33 protein-coding genes, 1 tRNA gene and 1 pseudogene are annotated in these 25,278 nt (G+C 64.6%); 10 read left to right on the forward strand and 25 right to left on the reverse strand.

Annotated features, from left to right (window positions below):
* Nucleotides 1-46 precede the first annotated feature (46 nt).
* The 7 genes and pseudogenes from I1E95_RS17260 to I1E95_RS10945 all read right to left on the reverse strand — a co-directional run.
* Nucleotides 47-229 (reverse strand): annotated as a pseudogene (locus I1E95_RS17260) (hypothetical protein); the annotation flags it as partial.
* 110 nt (nucleotides 230-339) lie between these two features.
* Nucleotides 340-1,005 (reverse strand): phycobilisome polypeptide, encoded by a 666-nt coding sequence (locus I1E95_RS10920; RefSeq protein ID WP_197162227.1) that lies wholly within the window; start codon nucleotides 1,003-1,005, stop codon nucleotides 340-342.
* 508 nt (nucleotides 1,006-1,513) lie between these two features.
* Entirely contained in the window at nucleotides 1,514-2,290 is a 777-nt protein-coding gene (locus tag I1E95_RS10925) for a phycobilisome rod-core linker polypeptide (protein WP_185464123.1), read from the reverse strand.
* 234 nt (nucleotides 2,291-2,524) lie between these two features.
* Nucleotides 2,525-3,016 (reverse strand): phycocyanin subunit alpha, encoded by a 492-nt coding sequence (cpcA, locus tag I1E95_RS10930; protein WP_094555045.1) that lies wholly within the window; start codon nucleotides 3,014-3,016, stop codon nucleotides 2,525-2,527.
* A gap of 45 nt (nucleotides 3,017-3,061) precedes the next feature.
* The gene (locus I1E95_RS10935) at nucleotides 3,062-3,580 is read right to left on the reverse strand and encodes a phycocyanin subunit beta (protein ID WP_185464121.1); all 519 of its coding nucleotides are present in this window, start codon (nucleotides 3,578-3,580) and stop codon (nucleotides 3,062-3,064) included.
* 397 nt (nucleotides 3,581-3,977) lie between these two features.
* Nucleotides 3,978-4,199: a phycobilisome linker polypeptide gene (locus tag I1E95_RS10940; RefSeq protein ID WP_185464120.1), complete on the reverse strand. Its 222-nt coding sequence runs from the start codon at nucleotides 4,197-4,199 to the stop codon at nucleotides 3,978-3,980.
* A gap of 40 nt (nucleotides 4,200-4,239) precedes the next feature.
* The gene (locus I1E95_RS10945; RefSeq protein ID WP_197162228.1) at nucleotides 4,240-5,085 is read right to left on the reverse strand and encodes a phycobilisome rod-core linker polypeptide; all 846 of its coding nucleotides are present in this window, start codon (nucleotides 5,083-5,085) and stop codon (nucleotides 4,240-4,242) included.
* A gap of 221 nt (nucleotides 5,086-5,306) precedes the next feature.
* Between I1E95_RS10945 and I1E95_RS10950 the strand changes: the two genes are divergently transcribed.
* Complete coding sequence (locus I1E95_RS10950) at nucleotides 5,307-5,711, forward strand: hypothetical protein (protein WP_197162230.1); 405 nt, start codon at nucleotides 5,307-5,309, stop codon at nucleotides 5,709-5,711.
* A 1-nt stretch (nucleotide 5,712) separates the two neighbouring features.
* Here I1E95_RS10950 and I1E95_RS10955 read toward each other — a convergent pair whose 3' ends face one another.
* The 4 genes from I1E95_RS10955 to I1E95_RS10970 all read right to left on the reverse strand — a co-directional run bounded on the left by I1E95_RS10955 (nucleotide 5,713) and on the right by I1E95_RS10970 (nucleotide 7,716).
* On the reverse strand, nucleotides 5,713-6,528 hold the full coding sequence (locus I1E95_RS10955; protein WP_322782342.1) for a phycobilisome rod-core linker polypeptide: 816 nt from the start codon (nucleotides 6,526-6,528) through the stop codon (nucleotides 5,713-5,715).
* 151 nt (nucleotides 6,529-6,679) lie between these two features.
* Complete coding sequence (locus I1E95_RS10960; RefSeq protein ID WP_197162232.1) at nucleotides 6,680-7,285, reverse strand: chromophore lyase CpcT/CpeT; 606 nt, start codon at nucleotides 7,283-7,285, stop codon at nucleotides 6,680-6,682.
* Between the two features lie 37 nt (nucleotides 7,286-7,322).
* Entirely contained in the window at nucleotides 7,323-7,559 is a 237-nt protein-coding gene (locus I1E95_RS10965) for a hypothetical protein (RefSeq protein ID WP_197162234.1), read from the reverse strand.
* 84 nt (nucleotides 7,560-7,643) lie between these two features.
* Nucleotides 7,644-7,716 (reverse strand) — tRNA-Phe (locus tag I1E95_RS10970).
* A gap of 337 nt (nucleotides 7,717-8,053) precedes the next feature.
* On the opposite strand from I1E95_RS10970, the gene I1E95_RS16930 reads away from it, so the two are divergent.
* A complete protein-coding gene (locus I1E95_RS16930) occupies nucleotides 8,054-8,206 on the forward strand; it encodes a hypothetical protein (protein WP_231594574.1) in 153 nt (50 codons plus the stop codon).
* A gap of 253 nt (nucleotides 8,207-8,459) precedes the next feature.
* Here I1E95_RS16930 and I1E95_RS10975 read toward each other — a convergent pair whose 3' ends face one another.
* From I1E95_RS10975 to psbB, 8 genes are all read right to left on the reverse strand, one after another.
* The gene (locus I1E95_RS10975) at nucleotides 8,460-8,729 is read right to left on the reverse strand and encodes a DUF2470 domain-containing protein (protein ID WP_197162236.1); all 270 of its coding nucleotides are present in this window, start codon (nucleotides 8,727-8,729) and stop codon (nucleotides 8,460-8,462) included.
* Between the two features lie 164 nt (nucleotides 8,730-8,893).
* On the reverse strand, nucleotides 8,894-10,228 hold the full coding sequence (locus I1E95_RS10980) for an FGGY-family carbohydrate kinase (protein WP_197162237.1): 1,335 nt from the start codon (nucleotides 10,226-10,228) through the stop codon (nucleotides 8,894-8,896).
* Nucleotides 10,229-10,233: 5 nt separating this feature from the next.
* Complete coding sequence (gene metK, locus I1E95_RS10985; protein ID WP_197162238.1) at nucleotides 10,234-11,496, reverse strand: methionine adenosyltransferase; 1,263 nt, start codon at nucleotides 11,494-11,496, stop codon at nucleotides 10,234-10,236.
* Nucleotides 11,471-12,340, reverse strand: coding sequence for an HAD family hydrolase (locus I1E95_RS10990; protein ID WP_197162239.1), 870 nt, complete (start codon nucleotides 12,338-12,340; stop codon nucleotides 11,471-11,473). The genes metK and I1E95_RS10990 overlap by 26 nt, the downstream gene beginning before the upstream one ends.
* 32 nt (nucleotides 12,341-12,372) lie before the next feature.
* Entirely contained in the window at nucleotides 12,373-13,458 is a 1,086-nt protein-coding gene (locus I1E95_RS10995; RefSeq protein WP_197162240.1) for a 30S ribosomal protein S1, read from the reverse strand.
* Between the two features lie 104 nt (nucleotides 13,459-13,562).
* Complete coding sequence (gene nrdR, locus I1E95_RS11000; RefSeq protein ID WP_197162241.1) at nucleotides 13,563-14,060, reverse strand: transcriptional regulator NrdR; 498 nt, start codon at nucleotides 14,058-14,060, stop codon at nucleotides 13,563-13,565.
* Between the two features lie 219 nt (nucleotides 14,061-14,279).
* Nucleotides 14,280-14,375 (reverse strand): photosystem II reaction center protein T, encoded by a 96-nt coding sequence (locus I1E95_RS11005; protein ID WP_006042122.1) that lies wholly within the window; start codon nucleotides 14,373-14,375, stop codon nucleotides 14,280-14,282.
* A 24-nt stretch (nucleotides 14,376-14,399) separates the two neighbouring features.
* Complete coding sequence (gene psbB / locus I1E95_RS11010) at nucleotides 14,400-15,959, reverse strand: photosystem II chlorophyll-binding protein CP47 (RefSeq protein WP_197162242.1); 1,560 nt, start codon at nucleotides 15,957-15,959, stop codon at nucleotides 14,400-14,402.
* A gap of 236 nt (nucleotides 15,960-16,195) precedes the next feature.
* On the opposite strand from psbB, the gene I1E95_RS11015 reads away from it, so the two are divergent.
* Together I1E95_RS11015 and psbM are read left to right on the forward strand one after the other, a co-directional pair.
* Entirely contained in the window at nucleotides 16,196-16,669 is a 474-nt protein-coding gene (locus I1E95_RS11015; protein ID WP_197162243.1) for a 2Fe-2S iron-sulfur cluster-binding protein, read from the forward strand.
* Nucleotides 16,670-16,711: 42 nt separating this feature from the next.
* Nucleotides 16,712-16,819 carry a photosystem II reaction center protein PsbM gene (gene psbM, locus I1E95_RS11020; RefSeq protein WP_006173432.1) on the forward strand — a complete coding sequence of 36 codons (108 nt, stop codon included), beginning with the start codon at nucleotides 16,712-16,714 and terminating at the stop codon, nucleotides 16,817-16,819.
* A gap of 114 nt (nucleotides 16,820-16,933) precedes the next feature.
* Here the strand turns inward: psbM and I1E95_RS11025 are convergent, their stop codons facing one another.
* Nucleotides 16,934-17,782 (reverse strand): universal stress protein, encoded by an 849-nt coding sequence (locus I1E95_RS11025; protein WP_197162245.1) that lies wholly within the window; start codon nucleotides 17,780-17,782, stop codon nucleotides 16,934-16,936.
* A gap of 71 nt (nucleotides 17,783-17,853) precedes the next feature.
* On the opposite strand from I1E95_RS11025, the gene I1E95_RS11030 reads away from it, so the two are divergent.
* The 6 genes from I1E95_RS11030 (at nucleotide 17,854) to I1E95_RS11055 (ending at nucleotide 23,128) form a co-directional block, all read left to right on the forward strand.
* The gene (locus I1E95_RS11030) at nucleotides 17,854-18,306 is read left to right on the forward strand and encodes an acyl-CoA thioesterase (RefSeq protein ID WP_197162246.1); all 453 of its coding nucleotides are present in this window, start codon (nucleotides 17,854-17,856) and stop codon (nucleotides 18,304-18,306) included.
* Between the two features lie 121 nt (nucleotides 18,307-18,427).
* On the forward strand, nucleotides 18,428-19,615 hold the full coding sequence (locus tag I1E95_RS11035) for a DNA-processing protein DprA (RefSeq protein ID WP_197162247.1): 1,188 nt from the start codon (nucleotides 18,428-18,430) through the stop codon (nucleotides 19,613-19,615).
* A gap of 9 nt (nucleotides 19,616-19,624) precedes the next feature.
* Nucleotides 19,625-20,584 carry a peptide chain release factor N(5)-glutamine methyltransferase gene (prmC, locus tag I1E95_RS11040; protein ID WP_197162248.1) on the forward strand — a complete coding sequence of 320 codons (960 nt, stop codon included), beginning with the start codon at nucleotides 19,625-19,627 and terminating at the stop codon, nucleotides 20,582-20,584.
* Nucleotides 20,581-21,228 carry an L-threonylcarbamoyladenylate synthase gene (locus tag I1E95_RS11045; RefSeq protein WP_231594576.1) on the forward strand — a complete coding sequence of 216 codons (648 nt, stop codon included), beginning with the start codon at nucleotides 20,581-20,583 and terminating at the stop codon, nucleotides 21,226-21,228. The genes prmC and I1E95_RS11045 overlap by 4 nt, the downstream gene beginning before the upstream one ends.
* A gap of 7 nt (nucleotides 21,229-21,235) precedes the next feature.
* Entirely contained in the window at nucleotides 21,236-21,394 is a 159-nt protein-coding gene (locus tag I1E95_RS11050; RefSeq protein ID WP_197162249.1) for a hypothetical protein, read from the forward strand.
* Nucleotides 21,395-21,652: 258 nt separating this feature from the next.
* On the forward strand, nucleotides 21,653-23,128 hold the full coding sequence (locus tag I1E95_RS11055) for a hypothetical protein (RefSeq protein WP_197162250.1): 1,476 nt from the start codon (nucleotides 21,653-21,655) through the stop codon (nucleotides 23,126-23,128).
* A 24-nt stretch (nucleotides 23,129-23,152) separates the two neighbouring features.
* Here I1E95_RS11055 and I1E95_RS11060 read toward each other — a convergent pair whose 3' ends face one another.
* The 5 genes from I1E95_RS11060 to I1E95_RS11080 are packed head-to-tail and all read right to left on the reverse strand — an operon-like array spanning nucleotide 23,153 to nucleotide 25,242.
* Nucleotides 23,153-23,809, reverse strand: a complete 657-nt coding sequence (locus I1E95_RS11060) for a Na(+)/H(+) antiporter subunit B (protein WP_197162251.1) — start codon at nucleotides 23,807-23,809, stop codon at nucleotides 23,153-23,155.
* Nucleotides 23,806-24,315, reverse strand: a complete 510-nt coding sequence (locus I1E95_RS11065) for a hydrogenase subunit MbhD domain-containing protein (protein WP_231594577.1) — start codon at nucleotides 24,313-24,315, stop codon at nucleotides 23,806-23,808. Before I1E95_RS11065 ends, I1E95_RS11060 begins: the two co-directional genes overlap by 4 nt.
* Nucleotides 24,312-24,617: a monovalent cation/H(+) antiporter subunit G gene (locus I1E95_RS11070; protein WP_231594578.1), complete on the reverse strand. Its 306-nt coding sequence runs from the start codon at nucleotides 24,615-24,617 to the stop codon at nucleotides 24,312-24,314. The genes I1E95_RS11065 and I1E95_RS11070 overlap by 4 nt, the downstream gene beginning before the upstream one ends.
* Nucleotides 24,617-24,865 (reverse strand): hypothetical protein, encoded by a 249-nt coding sequence (locus tag I1E95_RS11075; protein WP_197162253.1) that lies wholly within the window; start codon nucleotides 24,863-24,865, stop codon nucleotides 24,617-24,619. Before I1E95_RS11075 ends, I1E95_RS11070 begins: the two co-directional genes overlap by 1 nt.
* Nucleotides 24,862-25,242, reverse strand: a complete 381-nt coding sequence (locus I1E95_RS11080; protein WP_231594580.1) for a Na+/H+ antiporter subunit E — start codon at nucleotides 25,240-25,242, stop codon at nucleotides 24,862-24,864. Before I1E95_RS11080 ends, I1E95_RS11075 begins: the two co-directional genes overlap by 4 nt.
* Nucleotides 25,243-25,278: the final 36 nt, after the last annotated feature.

Here is a 25,278-nt window from a genome sequence, read left to right on the forward strand (position 1 = left end):
GTCGCAGATCGGCTCCATCGAGTGTGCATCTACTCAGATTCGTTCCCCTTAAATCGACACGACAAAGGCGTGCTTCTGTGAGATCAGTAGCACCGAGATCCAGCTCACGCCAATCAGCTCCTCTAGCGTCGAAAGCACGACCGATGGCCTGGTTGGAAGGGAGTTTGGATTCCGGAGGAAGCCAACCAGGCACTAAGGAGGATTGCGATGCGCTATGCACGAGGCCCACGAATACTTAGAAACAATCTGCAAAGATGGAACTCTCCCAGTTCAGGTTACTGCTGGGGAGCCCTGTGGACCCCCTAGGAAGAGTGCGCTCCACGATGGAGAAATAAAACATCACAGAACAGGGGCTCCTACCTCTCCAGCTTGGCAGGAGAACTCCCTGATCATCTCCTCCAGATGGCGAATGACCATTTCAAGGCGCCAGGTATCCTTGCTTCCGCCGAGCGATCCGTAGTGAATAGATGAGACTTCACGCAGGTAGCATAAAGCCTTCGCCATGCTGTCGATAGGAACGGCCAGTTCTCGATAAAGTTCACGCAAGCCGCTGACTCCTGGTGGGTGCGTGAACGATTGCCGATCAGCGGCCACGGCATAGATGGCAATGCGGAGAAAATGCCAGCAGTCGCGCCAGCATGCCTCGGAGCGACTTTCCGGGAAAAGTGATCCACCGGGCTTGATCAGGCCAGGATCCTCTGCCACCAATCTTCTCTTGACATCTGCTACTACTTGTGAGGCGTTCTCTTGAAGCAGGCGTAGGGGTTCGGAATCAATGGAGGAGAACTGGCAAATCTCATCGAATTCCTTTGTGGTCAAAGGCCTGCTCTCATCATCAGCATGCCGGAAAATTGCACGAACATTCGCCGGGAGGGTCTTGTCATGAGCAAGACCAAGGATGCGAGCCCCTGCAATCATCTCAGGCAAGTTTTTCGCCATCACTTCTGCAGCATCGATGATTTTGCCTTCATGAGGAGATCGAGGAGAACCTGGCCATTGCCTCACGTCCCAACCCTGCAGAGACCACAGGAGTTGCGACTAGATGTCCATGTCGTTCATTATACAAGGCCCAGATGGCTCCATTTGCTATGCCAGGACAATGACGGACGATCGCATCTGCCAAGCTAGGTCGCAGCCCGAGCGCATGAAAGAGCTGCCAACACTCATCCTCACTGCTAACGTGAACATGGCGGATTGCGGATCCGACAACCCAGGTCAATGTCGTATCCTCAATGGGTCCGCTTGAACTGGAGCAGGCAAGTAGAAGATTGTTGTCTGGATTGTCTGCCTGAGAGTAAGTGGCTCCCCATAGATCAATGGTCTCGGGGAGAAGGTTTAGGCGTAGATCAGTTTGCCCTTCGTCAACGAGAATGTCATGCTGACCATATGCTGACTTCAGCATGGTGAGAAATCTTTGAAAAGAATCACTCATGACAATCTCTCCCTGTGGTGTGCTCCCCCTTCCCCTTAGCGTTTTTTCCAGGAACTCGGACCATTCCCAACCTCTTGAACACTAGCCCCGTCCAGCAGTGCTGAGCATGGAGATGGCGATCCAAAGCACCAGTCCAGTGATTACGAAGCCCCCCGCAGCAACGGTGTTCAACCAGAGCTTGCGGGCCCATGGAGCAGGGGCATTGGCCAGCCAGGCAGGCCGTTGACCCATGGTGCTGTTCTGCCACAGCATCGATTGTGCGGGAGTTCGCTTGGCGATGCTGTCCCGCCAGTAGGCCTGATAGCGGGGCGCTTGCTGGTTGAAGGGCATCGTGCCCACCGCCTGTCCAGGCAGAACACGGGACCGCTGGAAGGGTACTGTATCGTAGCCAAAGTTTTGCATGTACTCCTCAGACTCCAGGAGTGTATCCACCAGGGAAGCCAGGCCACCCTGGGCGATCAGAATCGAATAGGCGATGCGTTCCCGCTCGCCGTAGACGGGCCTTCCAAGCACCCGGCCGATGGTCTGCTCGACCATCCGATAGTTGCTGTTGCAGCGGTAGAAGTCGTCGCGGAACTTCTGCGACAACAGCAGGCCACGCACGAAGTCCCTCATGGTGATCTGACCCTCGCGCAACTGGGATTCGAGCATGGGATCGCGGTCCACCTTGAAGGCGTGGAAGTAGATCTGTCGATAGGCCTGCTCGATTTGGATATCCAGGTCACGTCGATCGCAGGTCCCGTTGATGCTGCGCGCAGCCGACTGAGACTGCCGACTGCCTTCCTCGCCGGCCAGGGTGAAGCTGGCGACCCGCGCATTCATGGTGAGCGGCTTAACAGAAAGCAAAGGCAGTGCCATGGTGACTTGATAGCTTGAACGAAATCTTCCCCTGGATCAATGGGCCTGTGCGGGCGGGAGGAAGGGATCCACACCAATCGTCACTTCCCCTGCTCGCGGATCGAGGTTCCTTGAACAGAGGGTAAAAGCTGTGGCTGTGAAGTGATCCCAATTGGCTAGCCCAAACATAAAGAAGGCCCCCCGAAGGAGGCCAGCATCATTGAAAACTGGCGATCTCAGGTCGCCTTGCCTGCTTCAGACAAGCGCGTTGATGGCATAGTCGATGTAGTTGTTCGCCTCGGTTCCAGGCTCTCCACTCATGCCGTGGTTGGCCTTGATGTATTTCAGGGCCTCCACGTACCAGGAGGGAGAAAGTTCAAAGGTACGATTGATCTCATCGATGCCAGCGATCAGATATTCGTCCATTGGACCGGTGCCACCAGCCACAAGACAGTAGGTGACCATGCGCAGGTAGTAACCGATATCACGGGCGCACTTGTCCTTCCCGCGTTGGTCGGCAGCGTACGTGGGCCCCTGCATCTGGGTGGTGTAGGGGAACTTGCTGTAGACGGCTTGCGCGGCGCCATTCACAAGGGTGTCTGCTTTGGCTGTCAATCCTTTAGCAGCCTCAAGAGCCGACTTGGCTCGAGTGAAGCGTCCGAAGGCGGCATTGATTTCGGTGTTGCTGAGAAAGCGGCCTTGGGAGTCGGCAGCTGCGACAGCCTCGGTCAGCGGAGTCTTCGACATGGGTGAAGGGGGGAGCGGAAGGATTGTCCTGAAAGGGAATGCTGATCAGGCCACGGCGGCGGCGGCGCGATCAAAGTAGGTGCCGATTTCGGAGATCAAATTGCTGCAATCGCCCGATGTGATGCCGCCGCGATCGTTGACGATGGCAATGGAGGCATCCTTCATTTTGCGTACACCTTCGGCGACAGAAGCGCCAGGAGTGCCAAGGGCAAGATAGGTTTCCCGCAGGCCGTTGAGGCAACGATCTTCGAGAATGGATGTGTCTCCGGTGAAAATGGAATACGTGATGTAGCGGAGGATGATCTCCATGTCACGAAGGCATGCGGCCATCCTGCGGCTTGTGTAAGCGTTGCCCCCGGGTGCGATCAGCGCCGGTTGCTGAGCGAACAGATCGCGGGCTGCATTGGCAACGATCATGGAAGCGTTGGAGGTGATCCGGTTGACGGCATCCATCCGCTTGTTGCTGTCTGCGACGACCGACGCCAAGGCATCGATCTGGGCAGAGCTGAGGAATTCGCCGCGGGCATCAGCCTGAGCAACGACCTTGGTGAAGGCGTCGAACATGTAAATAAAGCTCCTGTTCTCGACGGGTGGGGGTCGGGAGTTGGGTATTCCAGAGCGAGAGCGCCCAAGGCGAACTCGCGAGCCAAGGGGTGGGTATCTGGTGCTCACCGGCAAAACCGGCTGCACCGACCGATGACCAGAAAGCCCTCGACTGGACCTAGGTATTTTCAACCCTTGGGCCGTCGACTTGCTCGATGATTCACAAACGGTCATCCCCTTGACGACGGTTCTGCCCCCCGGGGGGGGGCTCAGGCTCGCAGAGGCGGTCTCGGCTTTGGCGCAGCCCCGGCAGGGGACACTTGTGTAGCGGGCTGAACAGTCAGATTCAGGAGGGTGGCGGCCATGAAAAAAGCCCCCACGTTGAGGGGGCTGCAGCTGGATCAGGTCTGCCTTGCGCTCAGGAGTCAGAGTTGTCGCCGGAGCCGCTCACATTCACGCCGGTGATGGTTCCACCCAGGCGATGAACGAGCCGCATGGTTTCGTTCATGCGGGTGTAGGGAACCTGCATGGTGCAATCGGAGCTGCGCACATAGGCGTTGTTGGCCAGTCCGGTGACTTGAATCGTGACTTGGCGGTTGCTGCTGAAGCTGCTGCCGCGGGTGCCTGCAGAGACCTTCATGACGGGGGAGGAACGATGGGGGTGTGGGGTTGAGGAGGAGTCAGTTGACGGGGCTGACGCTGGCGATGCGGCCGCCTTCACGCTGGATCTGGCGCTGATAGTCGAGCAGCTTGGCAAAGGGGATGAATCTCACCCGGTTGCTGCGCTTGTGCAGGCGGTAGTTGTTGAATCCCGAGATTTCGACCCGGTAGGTCCGGCCCTGCTCACCGGCGCCCACCCCCATGCGCGTCACACCGTCGGACTCGACCGAGCGGAAGGCGGAGCCCTTGGCGTTGGAGCTCACCACGGGGATCGGAGCCTCTTTGTGAACCGAGGGGTTGAGGCGTGACAGGTTCTTGGCGATGTCGCCCTTGATCGACGCCGCGGCGCCACGGGTCAGCTGCAGCAGGTAGGAGAACTGGAGACCCTGCTGGCCGACGGAGTAGTTCCAGCCGTGCATGTAGGGCACCTGCTCTTCGCCGAAGCGATCCTGATACTCGGGGCTGTCGATGTAGGAATCAATCTCGGCGTCAAATCCTGCGTTCTGCAGGATCGTGAAGTGGTGCAGCATCTCGGCCTTGTTCTGGGGTGCCCGGCCGAGCAGATGCTTGTGGTTCAGTTCGATGAATCGGTAGGGATTGCTGCTCTCGAAGAAACGCTGCCTGTAGAGATTGCTCTTGGCAACCTGGCGCACGAACTCACGCACGCTGAGGTAGCCACGGCGAAACAGCGACTCGGGACCCTCGAGCCGCTCGCTCTTCATCACATATTGGTAGCCGAGCACCTGTTGGTAGACCGAGCGGATCAGGCCAGCGGTGTCGGCTTCGGTGGCGTTCGACCAGTTGTCCTTGTCGCGGGCGTTCTCGAAGCGATCTATGCCCAGGTAGGCAGCACAGACGAGTGTCATGGGCGTGCAGGCCGGGAAGTGAAGGGAGATGTGAGGGAGTCGGGGGTCATCGAGGGAGGCTGAACACAGGCCACAGCGTCCCCGACGATGCTGTCTGCAAGCCGGATCCTATGGGGGCTCTTCCGCTCTCACCAAGGGTTTTCGGAATCGTTACAAACTCGGCCCCTGGCGCCTGGAGAAGATACCGATAGCATCCGGCCATCGCGGTCCTTGCCTGACCCATGACATCGGCACCTGATTCCGAAGCCTGGCCGCTTCGCTTCGGCGTCCAGCTCAAGGCCCTTGGTGAGCTCAGCGAAACCCTCACCCTGCGCCTCCTGGAGTTGGAGGAACGTCTGGGGCGGTTGGAGGAGCACCAGGCCCACCTGCTGGCTGGGCGTGACCAGGAGGGTGTTGATTCGGCCGCTGTCATGGATCTGCTTGAGCAGACCGATGATCGACTCAGCCGACTGGAAGCTCTGCTGGAGCAGTCTCGCCAGGGCCCAGCGGCTTCAGCCCTGCCCGGCGACCCGGTCAGGCCCCTGCGGGTCTTGGGCGATGCGGCCCCCTCCCCAGGTGAGTTCGGATCGGAGTCCGTTTTCCCCGAGGAGGGCGAGCAGCCCTTCATGGATGAACTGATCGCCTGATTCAGGCCGCCACGGCTGCCCATGAAGGCTTCGGCTGGCCCGGCTCCCTCAGCCCGCAGAGCCTGTGCTGAGCATGGCAGCTGCGGTGGTGATCAGAATCCGCAGGAGCTCGAGTCCACCGATGGCTGCAAGCCCCAGCCAGATCGCCTTGGCCTGCTTCGGCGGTTGTCCCATCGACCCAAGCGGCCGAGCGCAGACCACGCTCCAGCTGGTTGCCTCCGCTGAACGGGCCGGCTGGAGCCAGGGAGCCGCTGATGTCGCGCCAGTAGGAGGAATAGAGGGGAGCCTGCTGGTTGAAGGGCATCTCCCCAGGGCTGCGTCCGGGCAGGACGCGGGAGCGCTGGTAGGGAACCTCGTCTTCGCCGAAGGTGTCGATGTATTCAGGGGAGTCGAGCAGGGCATCGACAAAACTCGGGAATCCTTCGGCGGCGATCAGAATCGAGAAAGCAATCCGTTCGCGACTGCCATGCACCGGCCTGCCAAGTACACGGCCTACCACCTGCTCCACAACATCATAGTTGCTGTTACAGCGATAGAAATCCCTGCGAAACTTGTCTGAAAGCAGCAGGCCCCGGATGAATTGCTTGGTGCTGATCTGACCTCGACGCAGCTGCGATTCCAGCCTGGGCTCCCGATCGACTTTGAAGGCATGGAAGTAAATCTGGCGGTAGGCCCTTTCAATCAGCTCATCCATGGCCTGGGGGCTGCGCCTCACCCCTTCAGGTGTGCGGCGTGGCTCTTCTTCGTTGCCGACGGCCAGGCTGGCGACGCGTGCATTCAGGGTGACGGGTTTGAGATCAAGCAGGGGCAGGGCCATGGGGTCGTGGGTGAGGTGGCGACGAACCTAAGCATCCCTGGTGAGCACAAACCCCTAGAGACAAAAGACCTTACAGAGCCTCACTGTTTGGGTTTAATTGATTTAGGCAGCTTCATTTCCTTTTGTTGAGCGGGCCTGGAGCCGGGTCCGATCAGCTCGCCCATCGCTCCAGCCAGGCGCCTGGAATTTCAGCACTGAAGTCGTCGGTACGCTGAAACTCGAACGGCCCCGCCAGAGATCCCCAGAGCTGGTCGTGGGTGGCCGGGTCGTGGCCCCGGTCGATCGTGCGCATTGACTGCCCGTCGAGCTCGAAACTGCTCACCAGGTAGGCCGTGGCCCCCTTGCGCTCCACCAGGCAGCGGCAGCCGGGTTCCACTTCCCCGACGAAGCCTTCTCCCTGCTCGCGCACCACATAGGTGCACCCTTCCAGCAGACGCAGATCCTCGGGTTGGATCTGGGCCATCCGCTCTGGATCCTCCACAGCTCCCCAGAACCGCCGCTCGTCGTGGATGGAGTGGTTGTGGATGCGCAGGCTGCCGTCTGTGACGCTCTCGGCACGCAGCACCCGGATGCGGTAGGGCTGGCCGGGCGCGAAAGCGTAAGACTGCTCCAGCAGCAGGGAGCCTGGTTCCAGCTGCGGAAGCGGCCGAAAGCGCACCAGGATATGGGCGTAGAGGGGGGGGTTCTCGAAAGCCTGATCCTGATTGCTGAACCCAGCGCTCAGCATCCGGACCAGGCGCGTCAGGGAGCTGGTCATGGGGCGAATCCTATGGGGCCGGGCTGCCGCAGCGGCCTCAGCGCCTGAGCAGACGCAAGCGGAATTCCGCCACCTGGCGCACCAGCTCCGGTTGGCTCAGGGCGAACGGGTGATCGCTCAAGGAGGTGATCACCCGCTCAAGGGCGCTGTCGCGGGCCACTGGATCAGCTGGATCGAGGTCGCCGATCCGGCCCCAGGCTTCGTCGAAGGCCATTCCGTAGCTGTCGGCATTGCTGAACTGCTGGTTGGACGGTGGCTCGGGTGGGGTTCGCATCGCGTCAGGGCACGGCAGCTTCGAGGAAGACCCACCGGGGTGATGGATGGGTCGGACCCTTGGACCAGGTCCTTCAGGAAAGAATGCCAGGACCCAGATTTGAACTGGGGACACGGCGATTTTCAGTCGCCTGCTCTACCAACTGAGCTATCCCGGCCGGCCGCTCGGCAGCACCGCAGGATCTTAGATCACGGCCCGGAGCGGGCGTCCGGGCCAGGCACAGCAGCCCCAGCACCGGGTATCCGGCCTCCTCGAGGGCTGCGGCTGCGGCCATGGCCGTGGCTCCTGTGGTGAGAATGTCATCCACCAGCAACAGACCCCGGCGCGATCTCCGGCTGCGGGAGACACCGTCGGGGACGAGCCGGAAGGCCCCCTCCTGGTTCAGTCCACGCAGGCGGCGGTTGAGGTGGTGCTGCCCCAGGGTGGGCCGGCTGCGTTCCAGAAGGGCCAGGCGGGGCAGGCCGATCCCCTGACAGATCAGCAGTGGCAGCGGGTTGGCCCGTTGTTTCCAGCTGGGGATCGCCACGACGCTCGACTCCCGCAGCGGTGCCGGCAGGGTCTCCGCCAGAGAACGGGCCAGACAGGGAACCGCCTGGCTGCCGGGCTCGCGCCGCTGGCGCAGCAGCAGGCTCCGCAACGCCCCCTGATAGAGGCCAAGGGCCCACCAGGGCATGGGCTCCAGACCGCACAGCCCAGCCTGGGCCTCGAGCCCCAGCGATTGGCGGCAGTCCTGGCAGGGCTGTGGCTGATCACGTCGCCGACCACCGCCGGACTCGGCTGGGCAGCCGCAGAGCGGGCAGGTGGCCTGGGTGATCAGCTCGAGGCATCCCCTCAGCAGGGCCTGGACCATGGTGTCGATCTCCCGGACTGGGCGAAACGTTGCCGCTCAGTGTTCCCAGCTCAGGACGCTGGCAGGGCCTTGAGCATGGCCACCAGGGTGCGGTGGGCGTCCTCGCTGTCGCTCAGCACATGGTCGAAGGGCACCGAGAGGTTGGCGCCATCCACCTCCAGTTCCATCGCCTCGGGACTGACCCGAAGCATGCGGGCGGTGCTGGCCTGATGCGCCCCGCCGTAGTGGCGGGCGTAGGCCAGCACCGCTTCACCATGATCCTTGTTCATATGGCGGCAGATCCGGTCGCTGACAGCTTCGGTGAGGGGATCGCTGGCCATGGCGGAGGGGCAGGCAGGGGTCTGGGCTGATTGTGGCGGAGCAGGGGCTCAGGCCAGCGCGTATCGCTGCCAGAGCAGCAGCCCCAGCCTGATGGCGCTGAAACCGACGTAGCCAGCCAGAATCACGAACAGGGCCATCGAGATCACGGTTCGCAGGCGTTCGTTCATGGGGTCTCAGGTGGTGGTGAAGGCGGCTCCATCTTCGGTGCAGGCGTCGTCAGAGCGCTGAGGGCCAGCCTTGCCATGCCCAGCGCCGGTGCCAGGCCTGGACGGTTGAGCACCGGCAGGCCGATCGCCTGTTGCCGCAGCTGCCGCCACTGGGGATTGCGGGCCCCGCCCCCCAGGCTGATCACCCGCTGCAGCGGTGGTGCACCCAGCTGGCGCAGCCGTGCCCATCCCTGGGCTTCGATCCTGGCCAGCCCTTCCAGCAGACCCTGAAGGAAGAGCACATCGCTCACCGGCCGGGGCTCCAGGATCGGCAGCAGATCAGGATCATCGACGGGAAAGCGTTCCCCCCGCGATGGCAGCGGCCGGTACTCCAGCCCACTGGGTCTGGAGGGATCGATCTGACGGCTGAGTCGCTCCAGTTCGGCATCGTTGAAGAACCGACGCAGCACTCCCCCACCGGCGTTGGAGGCTCCGCCCACCAGCCAGCGCCCCCCCAGCCGATGGCAGCTCAGCCCCGGGGCTGCCATCGGCTCCGTCACGAACTGCTTCAGCACCAGGGTGGTGCCGAGCACCGTGACTCCGTCTCCGGGAGCTGGATCGGCCGCCAGCACCGCGGCGTTGGCATCGGTGCTGCCGGCCACCACAAGACAGGAATCCGGGAGCCCCAGGGCAGCGGCTGAGCCTGGAGCCAGCGTCCCCAGCGCTCTGCCGCTGGCAACCACCTCGGGCAACGCTGCCGCCCACGCTTGCCGTTTCAGATCTCCGCTCCAGTGTCGTTGTCTGAGATCCCAGCCCAGGCGCAGGTTGTTTCCTTCCTCTCCCCAGCGCCAGTCACCCAGCAACCAGCCCATCAGCCAGTCGGCCTGATGGCGCAGGAGCAGATCAGTGGCTGCCCAGGTCCCTGCCCTTTCCCCCGCGAGCGGGCCCAGCAAGCGCAGGGCTCTGGCCAGACTGCCGCTGACACTGGAGGCGGAGCAACCGGCAGGAACCAGTCCCGAGAGGGCCCCTGCCTGCTCGGGGCAGGCCAGGTTGTAGGCGAGGGCTGGGCCGAGGGGGGTGCCGTCGGAGCGGCAGGCCAGCAGGGTGCCGGAGGTGCCATCGAGGCTGATGCTGCCCAGCCGATGCCTGTGCTGAACGGGTAGCTCCTGCACCAGCGTGATCAGACCCTGTCGCCAGCCATCCGGATCGTCGAAGTTGCCGGGGTAGGCCGTGGCCAGCTCGGCCAGCACCTCACCCCGTGCATCAATCACCACCAGGCGGATGCCGCTGCTGCCCAGGTCGACCCCCGCCGCCAGGGCAGAGATCTCGGCGCCGCCGCGGCGAACCGGCAAGGGATTCAGGCGGCTGGCTGGCCCACGGGGACCCGATCGGCCGTGGCCTGCTGCAGCCTGGCGGCCGCTTCACCCACATCCTCCCAGGGGAGGTTCAGATCGGGCCGGCCGAAATGGCCGTAGGCGGCCACGTCCTGATAGAACCGCCCCCCCCGCAGGCGGGGAAGATCGCGCAGGCCGAAGGTCTCAATGATCGCGCCGGGACGCAGGTCGAAGTGCTCCTGCACCAGGGCAGTGAGGTCGTCGTCGCTGATTTTGCCGGTGCCGGAGCTCTGCACCAGGATGCTCACGGGCTTGGCCACGCCGATCGCATAGCTGAGCTGCACTTCCACCCGCCGGGCGAGACCAGCGGCCACAAGGCTCTTGGCCACGTGGCGGGCGGCGTAGGCCGCCGAACGGTCGACCTTGGTGGGATCCTTGCCGGAGAAGGCTCCACCGCCGTGGCGCGCCGTTCCGCCGTAGGTATCGACGATGATCTTTCGCCCGGTCAGGCCCGCATCACCCTGGGGGCCGCCCACCACGAACTTGCCGGTGGGATTGACCAGAAAGCGAACCGCAGCGCGCTCGGGCTGCAGCGGCAGATCGGCGGTGGCTGGGATCACCACATGGGTCCAGAGGTCATCGGCGATGCGCTGGCGCAGGCCCGCCTCATCACTGATTCCGTCGATCTCGGCCATGTGCTGGGTGGAGATCAGCAGGGTGTCGATCGCCACCGGCCGATCGTTCTCGTAAACGACGCTGACCTGGGTCTTCCCATCCGGGAGCAGGTAGGGAAGGGTGTTGTCGTGACGCACGGCGGCCAGCCGGCGGGCCAGGCGGTGGGCCAGGCTGATCGGCAGGGGCATCAGCTCCGGGGTCTCGTCGCAGGCGAAGCCGAACATGATGCCCTGATCGCCCGCTCCCACCAGGTCAAGGGGGTCGCCGTCGTGGTCATCGGCCTCATTGACGCCCTGGGCGATGTCGGGCGACTGCTGGTCGAGGGCGATGAGCACTGCACAGCTGTTGGCATCGAAGCCACCGGCTTTGGCGCCGCTGTAGCCGATCGTTTCGATCACGCCCCGCACCAGGCTGGTGATGTCGACGCGGGCCGTGGTGCTCACCTCGCCGGTGACCAGGCAGAGGCCGGTGTTGACGACGGTTTCGCAGGCCACGCGGCTGGCAGGATCTGCGCTCAGAAGGGCATCGAGAACGGCATCGCTGATCTGATCACAGATCTTGTCGGGATGACCCTCGGTGACCGATTCAGATGTGAAGACGTAGCGGCTCATCCCGGCTTGCACCGACCTCAGGATGGCTGAGCTTATCGTCCGGCTCTGCTGATGGGGTCCCCCCGGAGGAAGCGGCCACCTGCAACTCGTGCCAGTGATCCACTCGGGGCAGATGCTCAGGCAGAGGCGGCGTGCTGCTCCAGCCGGCGCTGTAGCCCAGGGCCAGGCTCACCCCTGCCCGCTCGGCCATGCGCAGATCACTTCTGGCATCCCCGATCAGGGCACAGGCTGAGGGGCTGACGCCAAGCCTGGCGCAGAGAGCGTGCACGGCGCCTGGGTCCGGTTTGGCCGGCCGCATGTCGGCGCTCCAGATCTCCCGGAACAGATCAGAGAGCCCGTGGCCGCCCAGGAACCGGTGGATTCCCTCGCTGTCATCGTTGCTGATCACCGCCAGCAGCACTCCGGAGCGGTGCAACTCCAGCAGCAGGGGCCTCACCCCCTCGGAGAGCGGCGCCAGGGGTGCCTCGCCCGGACGGGCCCCGTGGCCCTGGAGGTGCTCACGATCGATGGAGGCGAACACGGTTTCGCTGTGGGCCAGGGCCTCCGGCCAATCCAGGCCCACCTGACAGAAGGCGGTGGCGGTGGAGATCAGGTTGTGATGGCGGCTGGCCACTGCTGTGGTGCCCGCCGGGTGGAGTTGATCCCCCAGCAGGCCATAGGCCCGCTCGAGCAGGCTCTGGAACTGGCGTCGGTCCGCTTCAGGGACAAGCTCCAGGCATGCCTGGAGACGGGCGCGGCTCAGGGTCAGGAGGCCTGGCTCACTCAGGCTGAGGGTGCCGTCCTTGTCGAAGAGGACGGCGGCCACCGATCCCAGGGGCTGACCACGCAGGAGCAGTTCAACCATCGGATCAGTGCAGGAACCCCAGGCTATGGGGTTCAGTCGAGGGTGACGCCCATCGGTTCGTTCTCCTCGGCCTGCTCCAGCAGCATCTGCTTGTAGCGGGCAGCCATTTCCTCGGCCTTGTCGAACACCTTCTGGGGATCGGTGAGCATGTCACCGGGCTCCGGCTCGAGAGCCTTGGTGGAGAGGGAGATGCGACCCCGCTCGGCGTCGAGGTCGATGATCATCACCTTCATCTGATCGTTGACGTTGAGCACGGTGTGTGGGGTCTCGATGTGCTCGTGGCTGATCTCGGAGATGTGCAGCAGACCGCTGACCCCGCCGATGTCGATGAAGGCGCCGTAGGGCTTGATGCCGCGCACGGTGCCGATCACCACCTCGCCCACCTCCAGGCGATTCATCTTGCGCTCCACCAGGGCGCGGCGATGGCTGAGCACCAGGCGGTTGCGCTCCTCGTCCACCTCCAGGAACTTGAGCGGGAGGAAATCGGCGACAAGATCTTCCTTGGGCTTGCGCGTGCTGATGTGGCTGCCCGGGATGAAGCCGCGCAGGCCCTCCACCCGCACCAGGGCGCCGCCGCGGTTGGTGGCGAAGACTTCGCTGTAGATGGTGGCGTCCTCCTTCTGGAGCTGGCGCACCCGTTCCCAGGCCCGCTGGTACTCGATGCGGCGGATCGAGAGGGTGAGCTGGCCGTCCTCGTTCTCCTCGCTGAGGATGAAGAACTCACGGACCTCGCCGGGCTCCAGCACGTCGGAGAGGTTCTCCACCCGGTTGATCGAGACCTCCTGCAGGGGCATGAAGGCGGCGGTCTTGGCGCCGATGTCGATCATGGCGCCCTTGGGCTCCATGGCGAACACGGTGCCGTTCACCACGTCGCCAGGTTTGAAGTTGTAGTCGTACTTGCTGAGCAGGGAGGCGAACTCCTCCAGCGTGAAGCCGGCACCATCGGTGTCGCGGCTGGCGGCGCGGCTGCTGGGATCGTCGGCTGTGGGGACCTCTTCCGGAATGTCGAGGTTCAGGTCAGCCGAGGTCTCGCTCGTCGGATCCAGATCAGTCAGGGCTTCGCCCGTCGGATCCAGTTCGGCCTCGGTGCTGCTGATCTCGGAAGGGGTCACGGTCATGGAAGGGTGGCGGTCTGCCCGGGGCAGAATGAAGGGAGCCGCGTGCCTGCCCGCCGACAGGCGCACGCGATCCACGATCATACAAATCAACCCACCGCTGGGGCTCAGCGCACGGCGGCCAGGGCACCATCTGGGTGCTGGCGGGAGGGACGTCGGCTGAGACCCTCGAGGGTGGCGACGAAGTCGCTGATGCCCTGAAACTGCCTGTAGACCGAGGCGAAGCGCACGTAGGCCACCTCGCTGATTTCGCTGAGCTGCTGCAGAACCAGTTCTCCGATCTCAGCGCTGCTCACCTCCCGGCCGTGGCGTTGCTGCTGGAGTTGCAATTCGATGTCATCAACCACCGATTCCAGCCGTGCCGGCTCAAGACCGGTTTTTTCGCAGGCTCGCACGAGACCGTGCAGCAGTTTGCCGCGGCTGAAGATCTCTCGGGTGCCCGTGCGCTTGATCACCGTGATCGGGACGGTTTCCACCCGTTCGTAGGTGGTGAAACGGAAGTCGCAGTGGAGGCACTCACGCCGCCTCCGCACACTGCGGCCGGCGTCAGCGGATCGGGATTCCAGCACCCGGCTGTCGGTGTGTTGGCAGGAGGGACATTGCATCCCTTGACGACCCATGCGGTTTGGTTAGTGGAAGTGTAGTCAGTAGAGCTCCGAATGAGAAGTGAGGAGTGCCCAGGACTGCGCCGGTGCCGTCGCTGCGATATCCCCTGAGGCAACAGTTTCGGGTGTGACGGGCCTGTTGCTGATGGCTACCGACATGAAAAAGCCCCCGCAGGGGCGGGGGCTTGATGTGTCCACGGGCTCAGAGAGCCGTGGATCTCACTTGCCGATCTTCGGGGGATCGCGGAAGGCGATCGCGAAGAAAAGGGTGGCGATCGCCAGGGTGAGGATGAGGATGTAAGCGAAGCTCTCCATGGAGACTCTCCTGAGTGGGGGCGATCAGCTGAGCTTGGTGCCAGCCGGTGGGACGTAACCCTCGGGTAGACGGCGGGTGCTGCGGTCTCCAAGCTTCTGGAACAGGCCGAACTCCACCTGCTCACCGAGGTCGGGGTCAATGCCGGCGAACACATCCCTGTAGAGGGTGCGGGCGCCGTGCCAGATGTGCCCGAAGAAGAAGAGCAGGGCAAACGTGGCGTGGCCGAAGGTGAACCAGCCGCGGGGTGAGCTGCGGAAGGTGCCGTCTGAGTGGTAAGTCTCGCGGTCGAATTCGAACGCTTCACCGAGCTGGGCCTTGCGGGCCAGCTTCTTGACAGCGGCGGGATCCGTGAAGGTCTGGCCGTTGAGGGCACCGCCGTAAATGGTGGCCGTCACGCCCGTCTGCTCGAAGGAGTAACGGGCTTCGGCCCGTCGGAAGGGAATGTCAGCTCTGACGATGCCCTGGTCATCTTCCAGAACCACAGGGAAGTTCTCGAAGAAGTTGGGCAGGCGGCGCACCTGGAGGTTGCGGCCTTCCTTGTCGGTGAAGCTGATGTGACCCAGCCAGCTGGTGGGAAGTCCGTCGCCGTTGACCATCGGACCGACGCGGAACAGACCCCCCTTGGCCGGGCTGTTGCCGACGTAGTCGAAGAAGGCCAGCTTCTCGGGAATGGACCCATAGGCTTCCTCGGGGGTGGCGCCGTTCTCCAGGGCCGTCTGGACCCTGCGGTTGATCTCCGTGCGGAAATACCCCTGATCCCACTGGTAGCGGGTTGGACCGAACAGCTCGACCGGTGTGGCCGCTGAGCCATACCACATGGTTCCGGCCACAATGAAGGCGGCAAAGAACACGGCGGCGATGGCACTGGCCAGAACCGTTTCGATGTTCCCCATCCTCAGAGCCTTGTAGAGGCGCTCAGGTGGTCGGGTGGTGATGTGGAAGATGCCGGCGATGATGCCCACGATGCCGGCGGCGATGTGGTGGGCCACGATCCCGCCCGGGTTGAAGGGGTTGAACCCTTCAGGTCCCCAGGCGGGCTGCACTTTCTCGAGGTGTCCCGTGAGGCCGTAGGGGTCGGAGACCCACATCCCCGGACCAAAGACGCCGGTGAGGTGAAACGCTCCGAATCCGAAGCAGCCGAGTCCAGCCAGCAGCAGGTGGATGCCGAAGATCTTGGGTAGATCGAGGGCCGGCTCCCCGGTGCGGGGGTCCTGCCAGATCTCCAGATCCCAGTAGGTCCAGTGCCAGATGGCGGCGAGGAAAAGAAGTCCGCTGAAGATGATGTGGGCGGCGGCTACTCCTTCGAAACTCCAGAAGCCAGGGTCGACTCCCGTTTCTCCGGTGATGCTCCAGCCGCTCCAGCTGCCGGTCACACCCAGGCGGGCCATGAATGGCATGACGAACATGCCCTGGCGCCACATCGGGTTGAGCACCGGGTCGGATGGATCAAAAATGGCGAGCTCATAGAGCGCCATGGAGCCGGCCCAGCCGGCGACCAAAGCGGTGTGCATGAGGTGCACGGCCAGCAAGCGGCCCGGGTCGTTGATCACGACCGTGTGCACCCGATACCAGGGCAATCCCATGGGGGTCAGGTCCGGGGTAACTAACAGCTGCCTGTGACGACATGACGTCTGCACAAACAGCGGACGATCAAAAGGATCGTTCCGTGTTGGGGATCGTAAGGGGTTCCCCTGGCCTGCGGGAGCGTTGCCGGGGAGCTGAAACGAGCCGTGACGCGGTATCCGGCCGTTTGCCCTGCCAGCTGTTTACAAAACTCAACCTCAAGGGCCCAGAATGGAGGTCTCCGCCTCTGGTCCCGATGCCCGTGATCCGCTTCGTCCGTGAGGGCCGTGATGTTGAGTGCTACCCCGGCGAAAACCTGCGGGAGGTGGCCCTGCGTGAAGGGTTGGAGCTGTACGGGCTCAAGGGGCAGCTCGGCAACTGCGGGGGCTGCGGTCAGTGCATCACCTGCTTCGTGGATGTGGTGGCTGAAGCCTCTCCGGGCGCGCTGACCCCACGCACCGCCGTGGAGGACCGCAAGCTGCGCAGGCGCCCCGAGGGCTGGCGCCTGGCCTGTCAGGCCCTGGTGCAGCGCTCGCTGGTGGTGCTCACCAGACCTCAGGCGGGTCTCGCGGATCGCGAGGCTCTGCTGGCGGCGGCCAGGGCCGAGCCTCTGGGGGCAGGACCCACGGCCTGGCCCGCGGTGGAGGAGCCGTCTGTGGCTGAACCTGGGGACCCCGAGCCAACCGCTACGGCCGGTGAAGCGGCGGAGGAAGGCTCCATCGGTGGGTGATACGGTCCCCCCACGCCATCCTCAACCCGCCCTAGAGCTCCCATGGAAACCAATGATCTGGGTTTTGTGGCCAGCCTCATGTTCGTGCTGGTTCCGGCTGTGTTCCTGATCGTTCTCTACATCCAGACCAGCAGCCGTGAGCAAGGTTAGGCAGATCCCAGGGCCTCCAAGCCGCCCCTGATCACCGGCCTGCTCGCAGGACCCCAGCCGCCGTCAGCCGTGAGTCACGGTCGACGGCGGCCTTGTCATGAAGCCTTGCTGGGCTCAGCGGGCCGACTCGGGCTCCCGCACCAGCAGCACGGGTGTCGGCGCGTGCACACGGATGTAGTCACTCACTGAGCTTCCCAGCAGCCGGTCGATGTCGACCAGGCTCTTGGCCACCAGGGGTCTGCGGTCCTGGGAGGCGATCACGAGGAGATCGGCCTTGAGTTCGTCGGCCATCGCACAGACCCCGCGGCCCACGTCGCCGGTGCCATGGACGCCTTTGAGCTCAACACCCAGCGAGCGAGCCCGCTGAACCGCTTTCTCGATCACGAGGTCGGCTGGGCTTCTGCCCCCGCGGCTGGGCTGAATGTCCTGGCGGGAGATGTGCACGCCCGTGAGGGTGCCCCCGGGGATCTCCCGCACCAGTTCACAGGCGATTCTGAGGGCATCGTCACCCACGCCTGTGCCGTCGAGGGTCACCATCACCCGGTTCACGTGGCGCACGTAGAGGTCGTCGCGCACCAGCAACATCGGCCGCGTCGAGAGCTGGAAGACGTACTGGCTGGAGCTGTTGGCCAGGATCGACTGAAGCCGTCCCAGTCCCCTCGATCCCATCAGGATCAGATCGGCATCAAGCTCGTCGGCCACCTTGAGAACGGTCTGCTTGGTGTCGCCCTGGCGGATGATCGCGTTGACATCGGAAGGATCCAGGCCAAGCTGCTGGATGGCGTCGGCCACGATGCCGGCCGCCTTCTGCATGTGCTGCTGGAAATCCTCCCCTGCCTGCTCGGGCACCACGTGCAGCAGGTTGAGCCTGGCCTGGCGGAATGCCGGGAGTTCGCGCAGCATGCGCACCATCTCTTCGACGTGGCCCTTGCCGGAATCGGCGATCAGCAGATTGCGGAACACGAGGCTGTCGCGGCTCTCCGGCAGCCTATGGCCTGCATCTGGCAGGTCGAGCCGTGGCGGGAGAGGCTGTAATGGAGTGGCAAGAGGGGGGATGCAGCTGGCTGCTGCGGCGACGGGTCCTGCCTCAGCACACCGATCACGGCGGCGTGATGTGGCACGGCGCCTATCTCGCCTGGCTGGAGGAAGCCCGGGTGGAGGCCCTGGCCGCGGCGGGGCTTCCCTATGCCGCTTTGTCGGCCCTGGGCCTTGAGCTGCCGGTGCTGACGCTGCAGATCGACTATCGCCAGGCCGTGGGCCATGGCGAACTGGTGGACCTGCGCAGCCAGGCCCAGCCCCGTCGGGGCCTGCGGCTGCCCTGGATCAGCCGCTTCACGCTCAGTGGCGGGCAGCTGGCGGCGGAAGCGCGGGTGGAGCTGGCGCTGGTGCGGCGCCAGGGAGCGGGCCTTCAGCTGGTGCGCCGCTATCCGCCGGAGCTGGAGAGCGCGCTCCAGCGGCTGCTCGACGGGCCTGCTGGAACGTGCTAGTACATCTGTACTGAAGAGCCTGGTCATGGGTGAGCTGGTGTCGCTGTCCTTGGCGTGTCGATCCCGGGGTGGAGCCGTCTCCGCGTCCGCTGTCACCGAAAGAGGTTCCCTTCCGGAGCCCATGGATCGCCCCGGTCCGTTCAGCTCCGGCCTCGATCGGGGCCCTGGCCCGGGCTGGGCTGAACGGAGGCTGTGGTGGCTGCTCTGGAGCCGTTGTCCAGGCCTGGGCTGGCGCCGCCTGGGCCAGCTGGAGCGAGCCTGTGGCGGGCTGGCGGCAGCCTGGACGGCCAGCGGCGCCGAGCTGTCCCGCCTGAGCGGTTTCGGACCTGGCGTGCTGGCCAGCATCGAGGTTCACCGCCAGTGCTGGGGCCAGGATCCACTGGGAGCGGGAGGCTGGCCTGCCCAGGCTCCACGGCGGGTGCTCGTGCCGGGTGACCCTGCCCGCCCTGCCTCCCTGAATCAGCTCGAGCGGCCGCCGCTGGTCCTCCACTGGACGGGCCGAGGATCCCTCTGGGCACCCCTGCGGTGTCGTCAGGCGATCGCGGTGGTCGGCACCCGCCGACCCTCGGTGCACGGGGTGGCCATGGCCGAAGCGCTGGGCGCCGCCCTGGCCGAAGCCGGCTGGCCCGTGGTCAGTGGCCTGGCGGAGGGCATCGACGCCGCGGTGCACCGCGGATGCCTCGACTGGGGCGGACGGCCCGTCGGTGTGCTCGGCACCCCGCTCGATCGTGTCTATCCGCACCATCACCAGGCCCTTCAGGCGGCCGTGGCCCGCCATGGTCTGCTGGTGAGCGAGCACACCCGGGGCACTCCCGTGCGGCGGGGCCATTTCGCCGCCCGCAATCGTCTTCAGGTGGCGCTGGCCCAGGCGGTTGTGGTCGTGGAATGTCCCGAGTCGAGTGGGGCGCTCCATTCCGCCGCCCTGGCCTGGGAGCAGGGGCTGCCGCTCTGGGTGGTGCCCGCCGACGCCGGCAAGGGCTCCGCCCTGGGCAGCAATCGCCTGCTGTCCCAGGGGGCGAGTCCGCTGCTGGCGGCCTCGGATCTGATCGCTCAGCTGGGCCCTGGCCCCCTGGTCCGCCCTGAAGCAACCTCCACGGTGGCCAGCTCCTTTCCCGCCGGACCTGCTGAAGCGCCGGATCAGGCCCTGCTGGACGCCCTGGGCCATGGGGCATCTCTGGAGCAGCTGGCCCAGGCCCTGGGCCGGCCTGGGGCTGAGCTGGCCACCCAGTTGCTGCATCTGGAGCTGGCGGGCCGCGTGCGCGCGGAACCGGGTCTTCGCTGGCGCCCTGCCTCGGGCTCCTCTGTCTAAGTTTGGGCCATGGCTGCCTCCAGGCCCTTCCCCAGTGCTTCGCCCGGGCTCACTCCTGCCGGCCCGGACCCTTCTGCCCCAGGTCAGCTGATCCCGGGCTCCGAGCTGCTGGCCTGGCGGCGGCAGCGCCTGGGGGAAGGGGGCTGCCCCGCCGATCTCGACTGGCTGCTCGACCTCGGTGCCGGTCTGCGCTGGACCCAGCTGCAGCGGGTCTGGCTCGATCCGGCCTCAGCCGTGCCGCTGCAGACCGGCCTGGGTGAGCTCACCGTTCTCTGGCGGCAGCATCTGGAGTGCCAGATCCCGCTTCAGTACCTGGTGGGTGTGTGTCCCTGGCGGGAGTTCTCCCTGGCGGTGTCGCCGGCTGTGCTCATTCCACGCCAGGAAACCGAAGTGCTGGCCGATCTGGCTCTCGATCTGGCCCCGGCCCTGCCAAGCCCGGTCCACAGGCCACTGACCTGGGCCGATCTCGGCACCGGATCGGGCTGCCTGGCGCTGGCCCTGGCCCAGGCCCTCCCGCAGGCCCGAGGGGTGGCGGTGGATCGCTGCCCGCAGGCGCTGGCCCTGGCGCGGATCAATCTCAGGCAGGCCGGTCTCCAGGATCGGGTCACGCTGCACCTCGGCCAGTGGTGGGAGCCCCTGCGCTCCCACTGGGGTGAGCTGGACCTGGTCGTGAGCAACCCCCCTTACATCCCCACGGCCCTGCTGGCCGATCTCGAGCCGGTGGTGCGCTGCCATGAGCCTCTCCTCGCCCTCGACGGCGGGACTGACGGCCTGGACCCCATCCGAAGCATCGCCGAAGAGGCTCCCCGTGCCCTGGCCCCGGGGGGGTGGCTGCTTCTGGAGCATCACCACGATCAGGCCGATCGCGTGCGCGGGCTGCTCCACGCCGCCGGGCTGGAGCGGGTGGAATCGCAGCGCGACCTGGAGGGACAGTGGCGCTTCACGCTGTCCCGTCGCTGCCGCGGATGACCAGCACTTTCGACCACCAGCCGATCCACCCGTCCGGCAGTCAGCCTCCCCTCGGCATGGATCCTTTGTCCCTGGCCGAGCGGCTCTGCGCCGGTTCGGCAGCCCTGTTCCCCACCGATACCGTTCCAGCCCTGGCCGCCCGGCCTGAGTTCGCGCAGCAGCTCTGGGCTCTGAAACATCGCCCCAGCGCCAAGCCTCTGATCCTGATGGCGGCGGATCCTGATCCCCTCTTTGCGGCACTGGGTCTGGAGGTGCGCCAGGAATGGCAAGCCATGGCCGCCCGCTGGTGGCCTGGTGCCCTCACCCTGGTGCTGCCGGCCCTTGGCCCTCGGGTAGCGGAGCTCCATCCTGGCGCTGAGCCAGGGGGCGCCAGCCTTGGGTTGAGAATTCCAGCCTGTGGACCTGCCCTGGACCTGCTTCGTCTCACGGGCCCCCTGGCCACCACCAGCGCCAACCTTTCGGGGGAGCCGGCCTGCCTCAGTGCCACCGAGGCGGCGCTGACGTTTCCGGATCTGCCCCTGCTCGCTCCTCTGCCCTGGCCAACTCCTGGCGGAGCGGCCAGCACCGTTCTGGCCTGGACGGCGACAGGCGAGTGGCGGGTTCTGCGTGCTGGTGCTGTGATGCCCTCAGGTTGTCTGCCCTGAGCCCGTCATGCTCTGGCTCGGTCTGACTCTGGTGGCGCTGATGAGCCTCAGCCACGCCCTGCTCGAGCCTCTGCTGGTCTGGGGCACGCCCCTGTTCGAGCTGCGCGGCTGGTTCTGGATCGCCCTGGTCCTGCTCGGATTCCTGCTGGCCGGGCGGAAGGCCTGAACCTGGACCATCCGCCTCCCTCGCGGTCATGGCGGCGCCTGGACTCCGGGTGTCGCGGCCCGCGCACCGGCGCGATTGATGAACCGCAACGCCATGCAATCCAGGTGGTCAACGCGCTTAAAAAAACTAAATCTGCGGCCAGATCACGCTGTTCGTGATGCCCCGGTCTGTGACAGGTTGCAAAACTTTTCCTGGGTACCCTTCTGACGCGGAGATGGCTTAATCAGTATAGCGGGGTGACTCCAGGAGGCTTTTGGCGTGATCATTACTGACTTCACTCCTGATGAGGAGAATGTCGCTGCCGGTGAAGGTGTCACTGACCCTGAATTTGATCAGGACACCTCCCAGGTCTGCTGGCAGGACAAGGCGGGCCGGCTCTGGGTGGCTCCGGTGGATCCCGTCACCGGAGACATCCAGCTGGAGGACAAGGTGCTGCTGGACGTTGGGCTGGCTCCGATCGCAGACCAGGGGGACGCCGCCACCGGAAATGGGCCTGAGTGGATCGTGAGCGAGACTGGTTCGGACATTCTCTACACCAAGGCCATTTCCGAGGACCCGAGTACCTGGGAGGTCTGGAGTGCCAGCCGGAATGGGACCGAATGGGAGACCCAGTTCCTTGTAACCGGAGGGAGCCCCAATGGCAGCACTGCAGCAGGGGAGCCTGATCCCAAATTCATCTTCCGACAGGCTGACGATCAGGGAGGGTTTGATCTGCTCTGGTACGACTACGACACGGGAGACACCGGTCTGGTCACCTCGGAGCGAACCAAGGGTGCCCGTTGGGTGAATGATGAGAGCGATCAGCTCGTCTTTGCTCAGGAGGTAGACGGAATTCGGCAGGTCTTTCTATACGATGTGGATCTCGACAGCACCACCCAGCTGACCTTCGGAGGAACCGATAAATCCAAGCCATGGATCTGGGAGGCGCCAGAGCGCGATGGTGGTCTTGTCCTCATGACCCTTGAGGACGGTCAATCTCCTCAGACCCTCGGAATCTATGTGGAGTCTGGCGGCACCTGGTCCAAGGCTCTTGAGTTAAGCCCCCCCACAGGCAGAGAACTCATCTATTCCCCGGAGCCTTTTGTCTATGACGGTCGTTCCGGGATCTCTTTCGTGGCCAAGGATGAGCTCAGTGTCCAGGCGGAATCGGAAGTCTGGCTGGCAGGTCTTGGCTCTTCAGGGCCTGTGTATCGCCAAGTCAGCGAGCCCACAACCCTGGCTCGAAACGATCCAGAAACATTTGCCACTGAAGAGGGCCTGGTTGTTTATTATAATGTGCAAAGTGTCAGGCTATTTGATAATACTCCTCCCAGTCTCTTCCGGGCCTCGACAGGAGTCGTGGCGGATCCGGATCCAGCGGTTGCGGTGGAGTCCGAGTCGTCGACCCTGAAACTCAGCACCAGCGAACAGTCGTCCGAACAGTCGTCTTCTGTGCTGAGGGACTTCACTTGGATCGCTCTGCCGATGGATCAGGGTCAGCCGGGCTGGTCGGTCTCGGAGACGTGGGAGGACCTCATGCATCAGGGCGGCAGCTCCATGGTCGAGACCGGTTCCGAGGAGAACGTTCTGATCAGCTCGACCGGAAGCCTCGATGGGGCCAGTGCGATGTGGTATGACCAGCAGGTGGAGGGGTATCAGGTTGCCGGTCTTTCCCAGGGGGCCGGTGAAAGCGCTTCCGCGTCCGATGAACCGTTGGATTCTCAGTGGTTCCTGCAGACGTGGGTTGAGGCCTGAAGGCTCCAGCCTGCACGGAGGCGATCAGAGCAGTCCGCGATAGCGCACGAACAGCTGCAGCATCGACCACGACCCCAGGGCCACCTTGATCGCCACCAGGACGTTGAGCAGCGGGATCCAGCCACCACTGGCCAGGCTGCCGAAGGATCCCGGCTGCAGCCTCAGTCCTTCGAGGCTCAGCAGGGCGAGGACCAGAAAGGTGATCACCGCCAGCTTCTCCCAGGTTTCGGCGTGGAGGCGCGCGTAGAGGGCTTCGGTGTGCTCCGCTGAACCGCTGACCACAAGCAGGCCGATGGCGGTGCCGCCCGCCACTCCGGCGGCGAATCCACCTCCTGGCGAGAGATGACCCCTCACGGCCAGCTCCACCGCCACAAGAGCGCTGACCGTGGCCCCGAGCTGACAGAGCACGATCGAGGGGGGGTCGTCCATGGCCCTGATGCGTTGGGCCGGCCTCTCCCCGCTGAGCAGCTGCTTGACGCCGAGCGCTGCAAGACTGAATACGATCACCTCCCCGATGGTGTCGTAGAGGCGCACATCCAGGATGATTCCCGACACCACATTGGGCACGGCACTGAACTCGGCGATCGCCTGCACCACCCCCGAGGTGGCGGCCGATCGTGTCCCGTCGCCGAGGGGAAGTCCGCAGACAAAGACTGCTGCCAGCAGGTAGAGGATCCTCACGGCTGTCCCCTTCCAGGGGGAGTTGCCCCTTCATCCGAGAGGGCCACCAGCTCGCCCCCCGTGGCCCGCCAGTCCCCGGCTCCAGAGAGACTGTCGAGCTGAGCCAGCAGCCGTGGGGACTCGATCCGCAGCTGGCCTTCCGGGCTCAGCCACCCATGGGGGTCGTCCTCAACCAGTTCGAGTCTCAGGTAGGCCTGCTGCATCCACTGCTCCAGAAGAGCCCGGCGGCTGTCGTCGAGCTGGCTTCCGTCCACAAGCGTGAGACGGAACACCATCGAGGATCGCAGGGCTATGGCGTAGAGCGTGGTGGAGAGCAGGGTCCCCACGAGCGCTTCCGTCAGAGCCACATCCGCCGCACCGAGCAGGGCGTAGATGAGCGTGGCGACAGCGCCGAGGATGCCGCGAAGGACAAGGGTCTGGAATGGACTCCGCTGCAGGATCAGCAGGGCGGCTGTCAGCGGGAGCAGGGCTGCGATCGGCAGCAGCAGGGCCAGAGAATCGTTCAAGGCTGGGACCCGGGTCTGCGGGAGCAGAACGCCAGCACGTAGCCGAACAAGGTGTTCCAGATCACCAGTGAGATCAGGGCGAGGCTGAGCACGGTCCATTCCTGGGGTTGCCGCAGCAGCAGCCCCAGCACGATCAGTGCCGAGCCGAGGGTGTCCGCCACCGAGAGGGCGTGCAGCTTCGCCAGGTAGGTGCTCCGCCCCAGGAGGGGCCAGGTGCCCAGCAGCCAGAACAGCAGCCCTGAACCAAGCAGCAGGGCGCTCAACAGCGGGATCAGTGGCAGGGTCATGAAGGTGGACGTCATCACGCGTCGAGTTCCCTCAGCAGGTTGGCCAGCAGCATCACCCCGGCGTTGCCCACGCTGAGCACGATCACTCCCACCACCCCGATCATCCGGTCGCCGCGGACCACATCGAACACCAGCATCAGGATGGACACCTTGGTCGAGATGCTGGCGAAGGCGGCCAGCCGGTGCCAGAGATCGGGCTTACGCAGCACCACGAACACGGGCATCAGGAGGGCGAGCACCATCAGGTAGACCAGCAGCGTCATCGTGGAGCTCCCCGTTCCAGTCTGTGGACCAGGTAGGAGCCGTCGGAGAGCCTGCCGAGCGCAATGGTGAGGGGAGTCAGAGTGATGTGAAAGACCTCGAGAAACATGACCAGAGCCGAGCGGCTGCCCGAGCCGGGCATGATCACCAGCCGTTCGCTGCGGTGCGGCCGGACGATCAGCAGCAGAGCCTCCCCATAGGCCGAAGGCACAGCCCTCAGCACCCTCCAGAGCGAGCCCAGCAGCAGGCTGGGGTCCTCCACGCTGACCTTGGACCGCGGCAGCAGCAGGGCGAGAGCGAGGCCGGCCAGCAGGTTGAACCGACTGAAATCTGAGGTGAGCAGCAGCCAGATGCCCAGGCGGAAGCCGGTGCCGAGCATCCAGACAGCTGAAATTTGCCAGTGCCGCCGGGCTCC

The sequence above is a fragment of the Synechococcus sp. CBW1107 genome (genome assembly GCF_015841355.1).
GTDB lineage: Bacteria > Cyanobacteriota > Cyanobacteriia > PCC-6307 > Cyanobiaceae > Regnicoccus_A.

Bases quoted from the DNA above. Each gene is read 5' to 3' on its own strand.
- I1E95_RS10925 (WP_185464123.1), bottom strand. From the start codon at position 2,290: ATGGCACTGCCTTTGCTTTCTGTTAAGCCGCTCACCATGAATGCGCGG.
- cpcA (WP_094555045.1), bottom strand. From the start codon at position 3,016: ATGTCGAAGACTCCGCTGACCGAGGCTGTCGCAGCTGCCGACTCCCAA.
- I1E95_RS10935 (WP_185464121.1), bottom strand. From the start codon at position 3,580: ATGTTCGACGCCTTCACCAAGGTCGTTGCTCAGGCTGATGCCCGCGGC.
- I1E95_RS10940 (WP_185464120.1), bottom strand. From the start codon at position 4,199: ATGAAGGTCTCTGCAGGCACCCGCGGCAGCAGCTTCAGCAGCAACCGC.
- I1E95_RS10945 (WP_197162228.1), bottom strand. From the start codon at position 5,085: ATGACACTCGTCTGTGCTGCCTACCTGGGCATAGATCGCTTCGAGAAC.
- I1E95_RS10950 (WP_197162230.1), top strand. From the start codon at position 5,307: ATGACATCGGCACCTGATTCCGAAGCCTGGCCGCTTCGCTTCGGCGTC.
- I1E95_RS10955 (WP_322782342.1), bottom strand. From the start codon at position 6,528: ATGGCCCTGCCCCTGCTTGATCTCAAACCCGTCACCCTGAATGCACGC.
- I1E95_RS10960 (WP_197162232.1), bottom strand. From the start codon at position 7,285: ATGACCAGCTCCCTGACGCGCCTGGTCCGGATGCTGAGCGCTGGGTTC.
- I1E95_RS10965 (WP_197162234.1), bottom strand. From the start codon at position 7,559: ATGCGAACCCCACCCGAGCCACCGTCCAACCAGCAGTTCAGCAATGCC.
- I1E95_RS10975 (WP_197162236.1), bottom strand. From the start codon at position 8,729: ATGGCCAGCGATCCCCTCACCGAAGCTGTCAGCGACCGGATCTGCCGC.
- metK (WP_197162238.1), bottom strand. From the start codon at position 11,496: ATGAGCCGCTACGTCTTCACATCTGAATCGGTCACCGAGGGTCATCCC.
- I1E95_RS10990 (WP_197162239.1), bottom strand. From the start codon at position 12,340: ATGGTTGAACTGCTCCTGCGTGGTCAGCCCCTGGGATCGGTGGCCGCC.
- I1E95_RS10995 (WP_197162240.1), bottom strand. From the start codon at position 13,458: ATGACCGTGACCCCTTCCGAGATCAGCAGCACCGAGGCCGAACTGGAT.
- nrdR (WP_197162241.1), bottom strand. From the start codon at position 14,060: ATGCAATGTCCCTCCTGCCAACACACCGACAGCCGGGTGCTGGAATCC.
- I1E95_RS11005 (WP_006042122.1), bottom strand. From the start codon at position 14,375: ATGGAGAGCTTCGCTTACATCCTCATCCTCACCCTGGCGATCGCCACC.
- psbB (WP_197162242.1), bottom strand. From the start codon at position 15,959: ATGGGATTGCCCTGGTATCGGGTGCACACGGTCGTGATCAACGACCCG.
- I1E95_RS11015 (WP_197162243.1), top strand. From the start codon at position 16,196: ATGCCCGTGATCCGCTTCGTCCGTGAGGGCCGTGATGTTGAGTGCTAC.
- psbM (WP_006173432.1), top strand. From the start codon at position 16,712: ATGGAAACCAATGATCTGGGTTTTGTGGCCAGCCTCATGTTCGTGCTG.
- I1E95_RS11030 (WP_197162246.1), top strand. From the start codon at position 17,854: ATGGAGTGGCAAGAGGGGGGATGCAGCTGGCTGCTGCGGCGACGGGTC.
- I1E95_RS11035 (WP_197162247.1), top strand. From the start codon at position 18,428: ATGGATCGCCCCGGTCCGTTCAGCTCCGGCCTCGATCGGGGCCCTGGC.
- prmC (WP_197162248.1), top strand. From the start codon at position 19,625: ATGGCTGCCTCCAGGCCCTTCCCCAGTGCTTCGCCCGGGCTCACTCCT.
- I1E95_RS11045 (WP_231594576.1), top strand. From the start codon at position 20,581: ATGACCAGCACTTTCGACCACCAGCCGATCCACCCGTCCGGCAGTCAG.
- I1E95_RS11050 (WP_197162249.1), top strand. From the start codon at position 21,236: ATGCTCTGGCTCGGTCTGACTCTGGTGGCGCTGATGAGCCTCAGCCAC.
- I1E95_RS11070 (WP_231594578.1), bottom strand. From the start codon at position 24,617: ATGACGTCCACCTTCATGACCCTGCCACTGATCCCGCTGTTGAGCGCC.
- I1E95_RS11075 (WP_197162253.1), bottom strand. From the start codon at position 24,865: ATGACGCTGCTGGTCTACCTGATGGTGCTCGCCCTCCTGATGCCCGTG.
- I1E95_RS11080 (WP_231594580.1), bottom strand. From the start codon at position 25,242: ATGCTCGGCACCGGCTTCCGCCTGGGCATCTGGCTGCTGCTCACCTCA.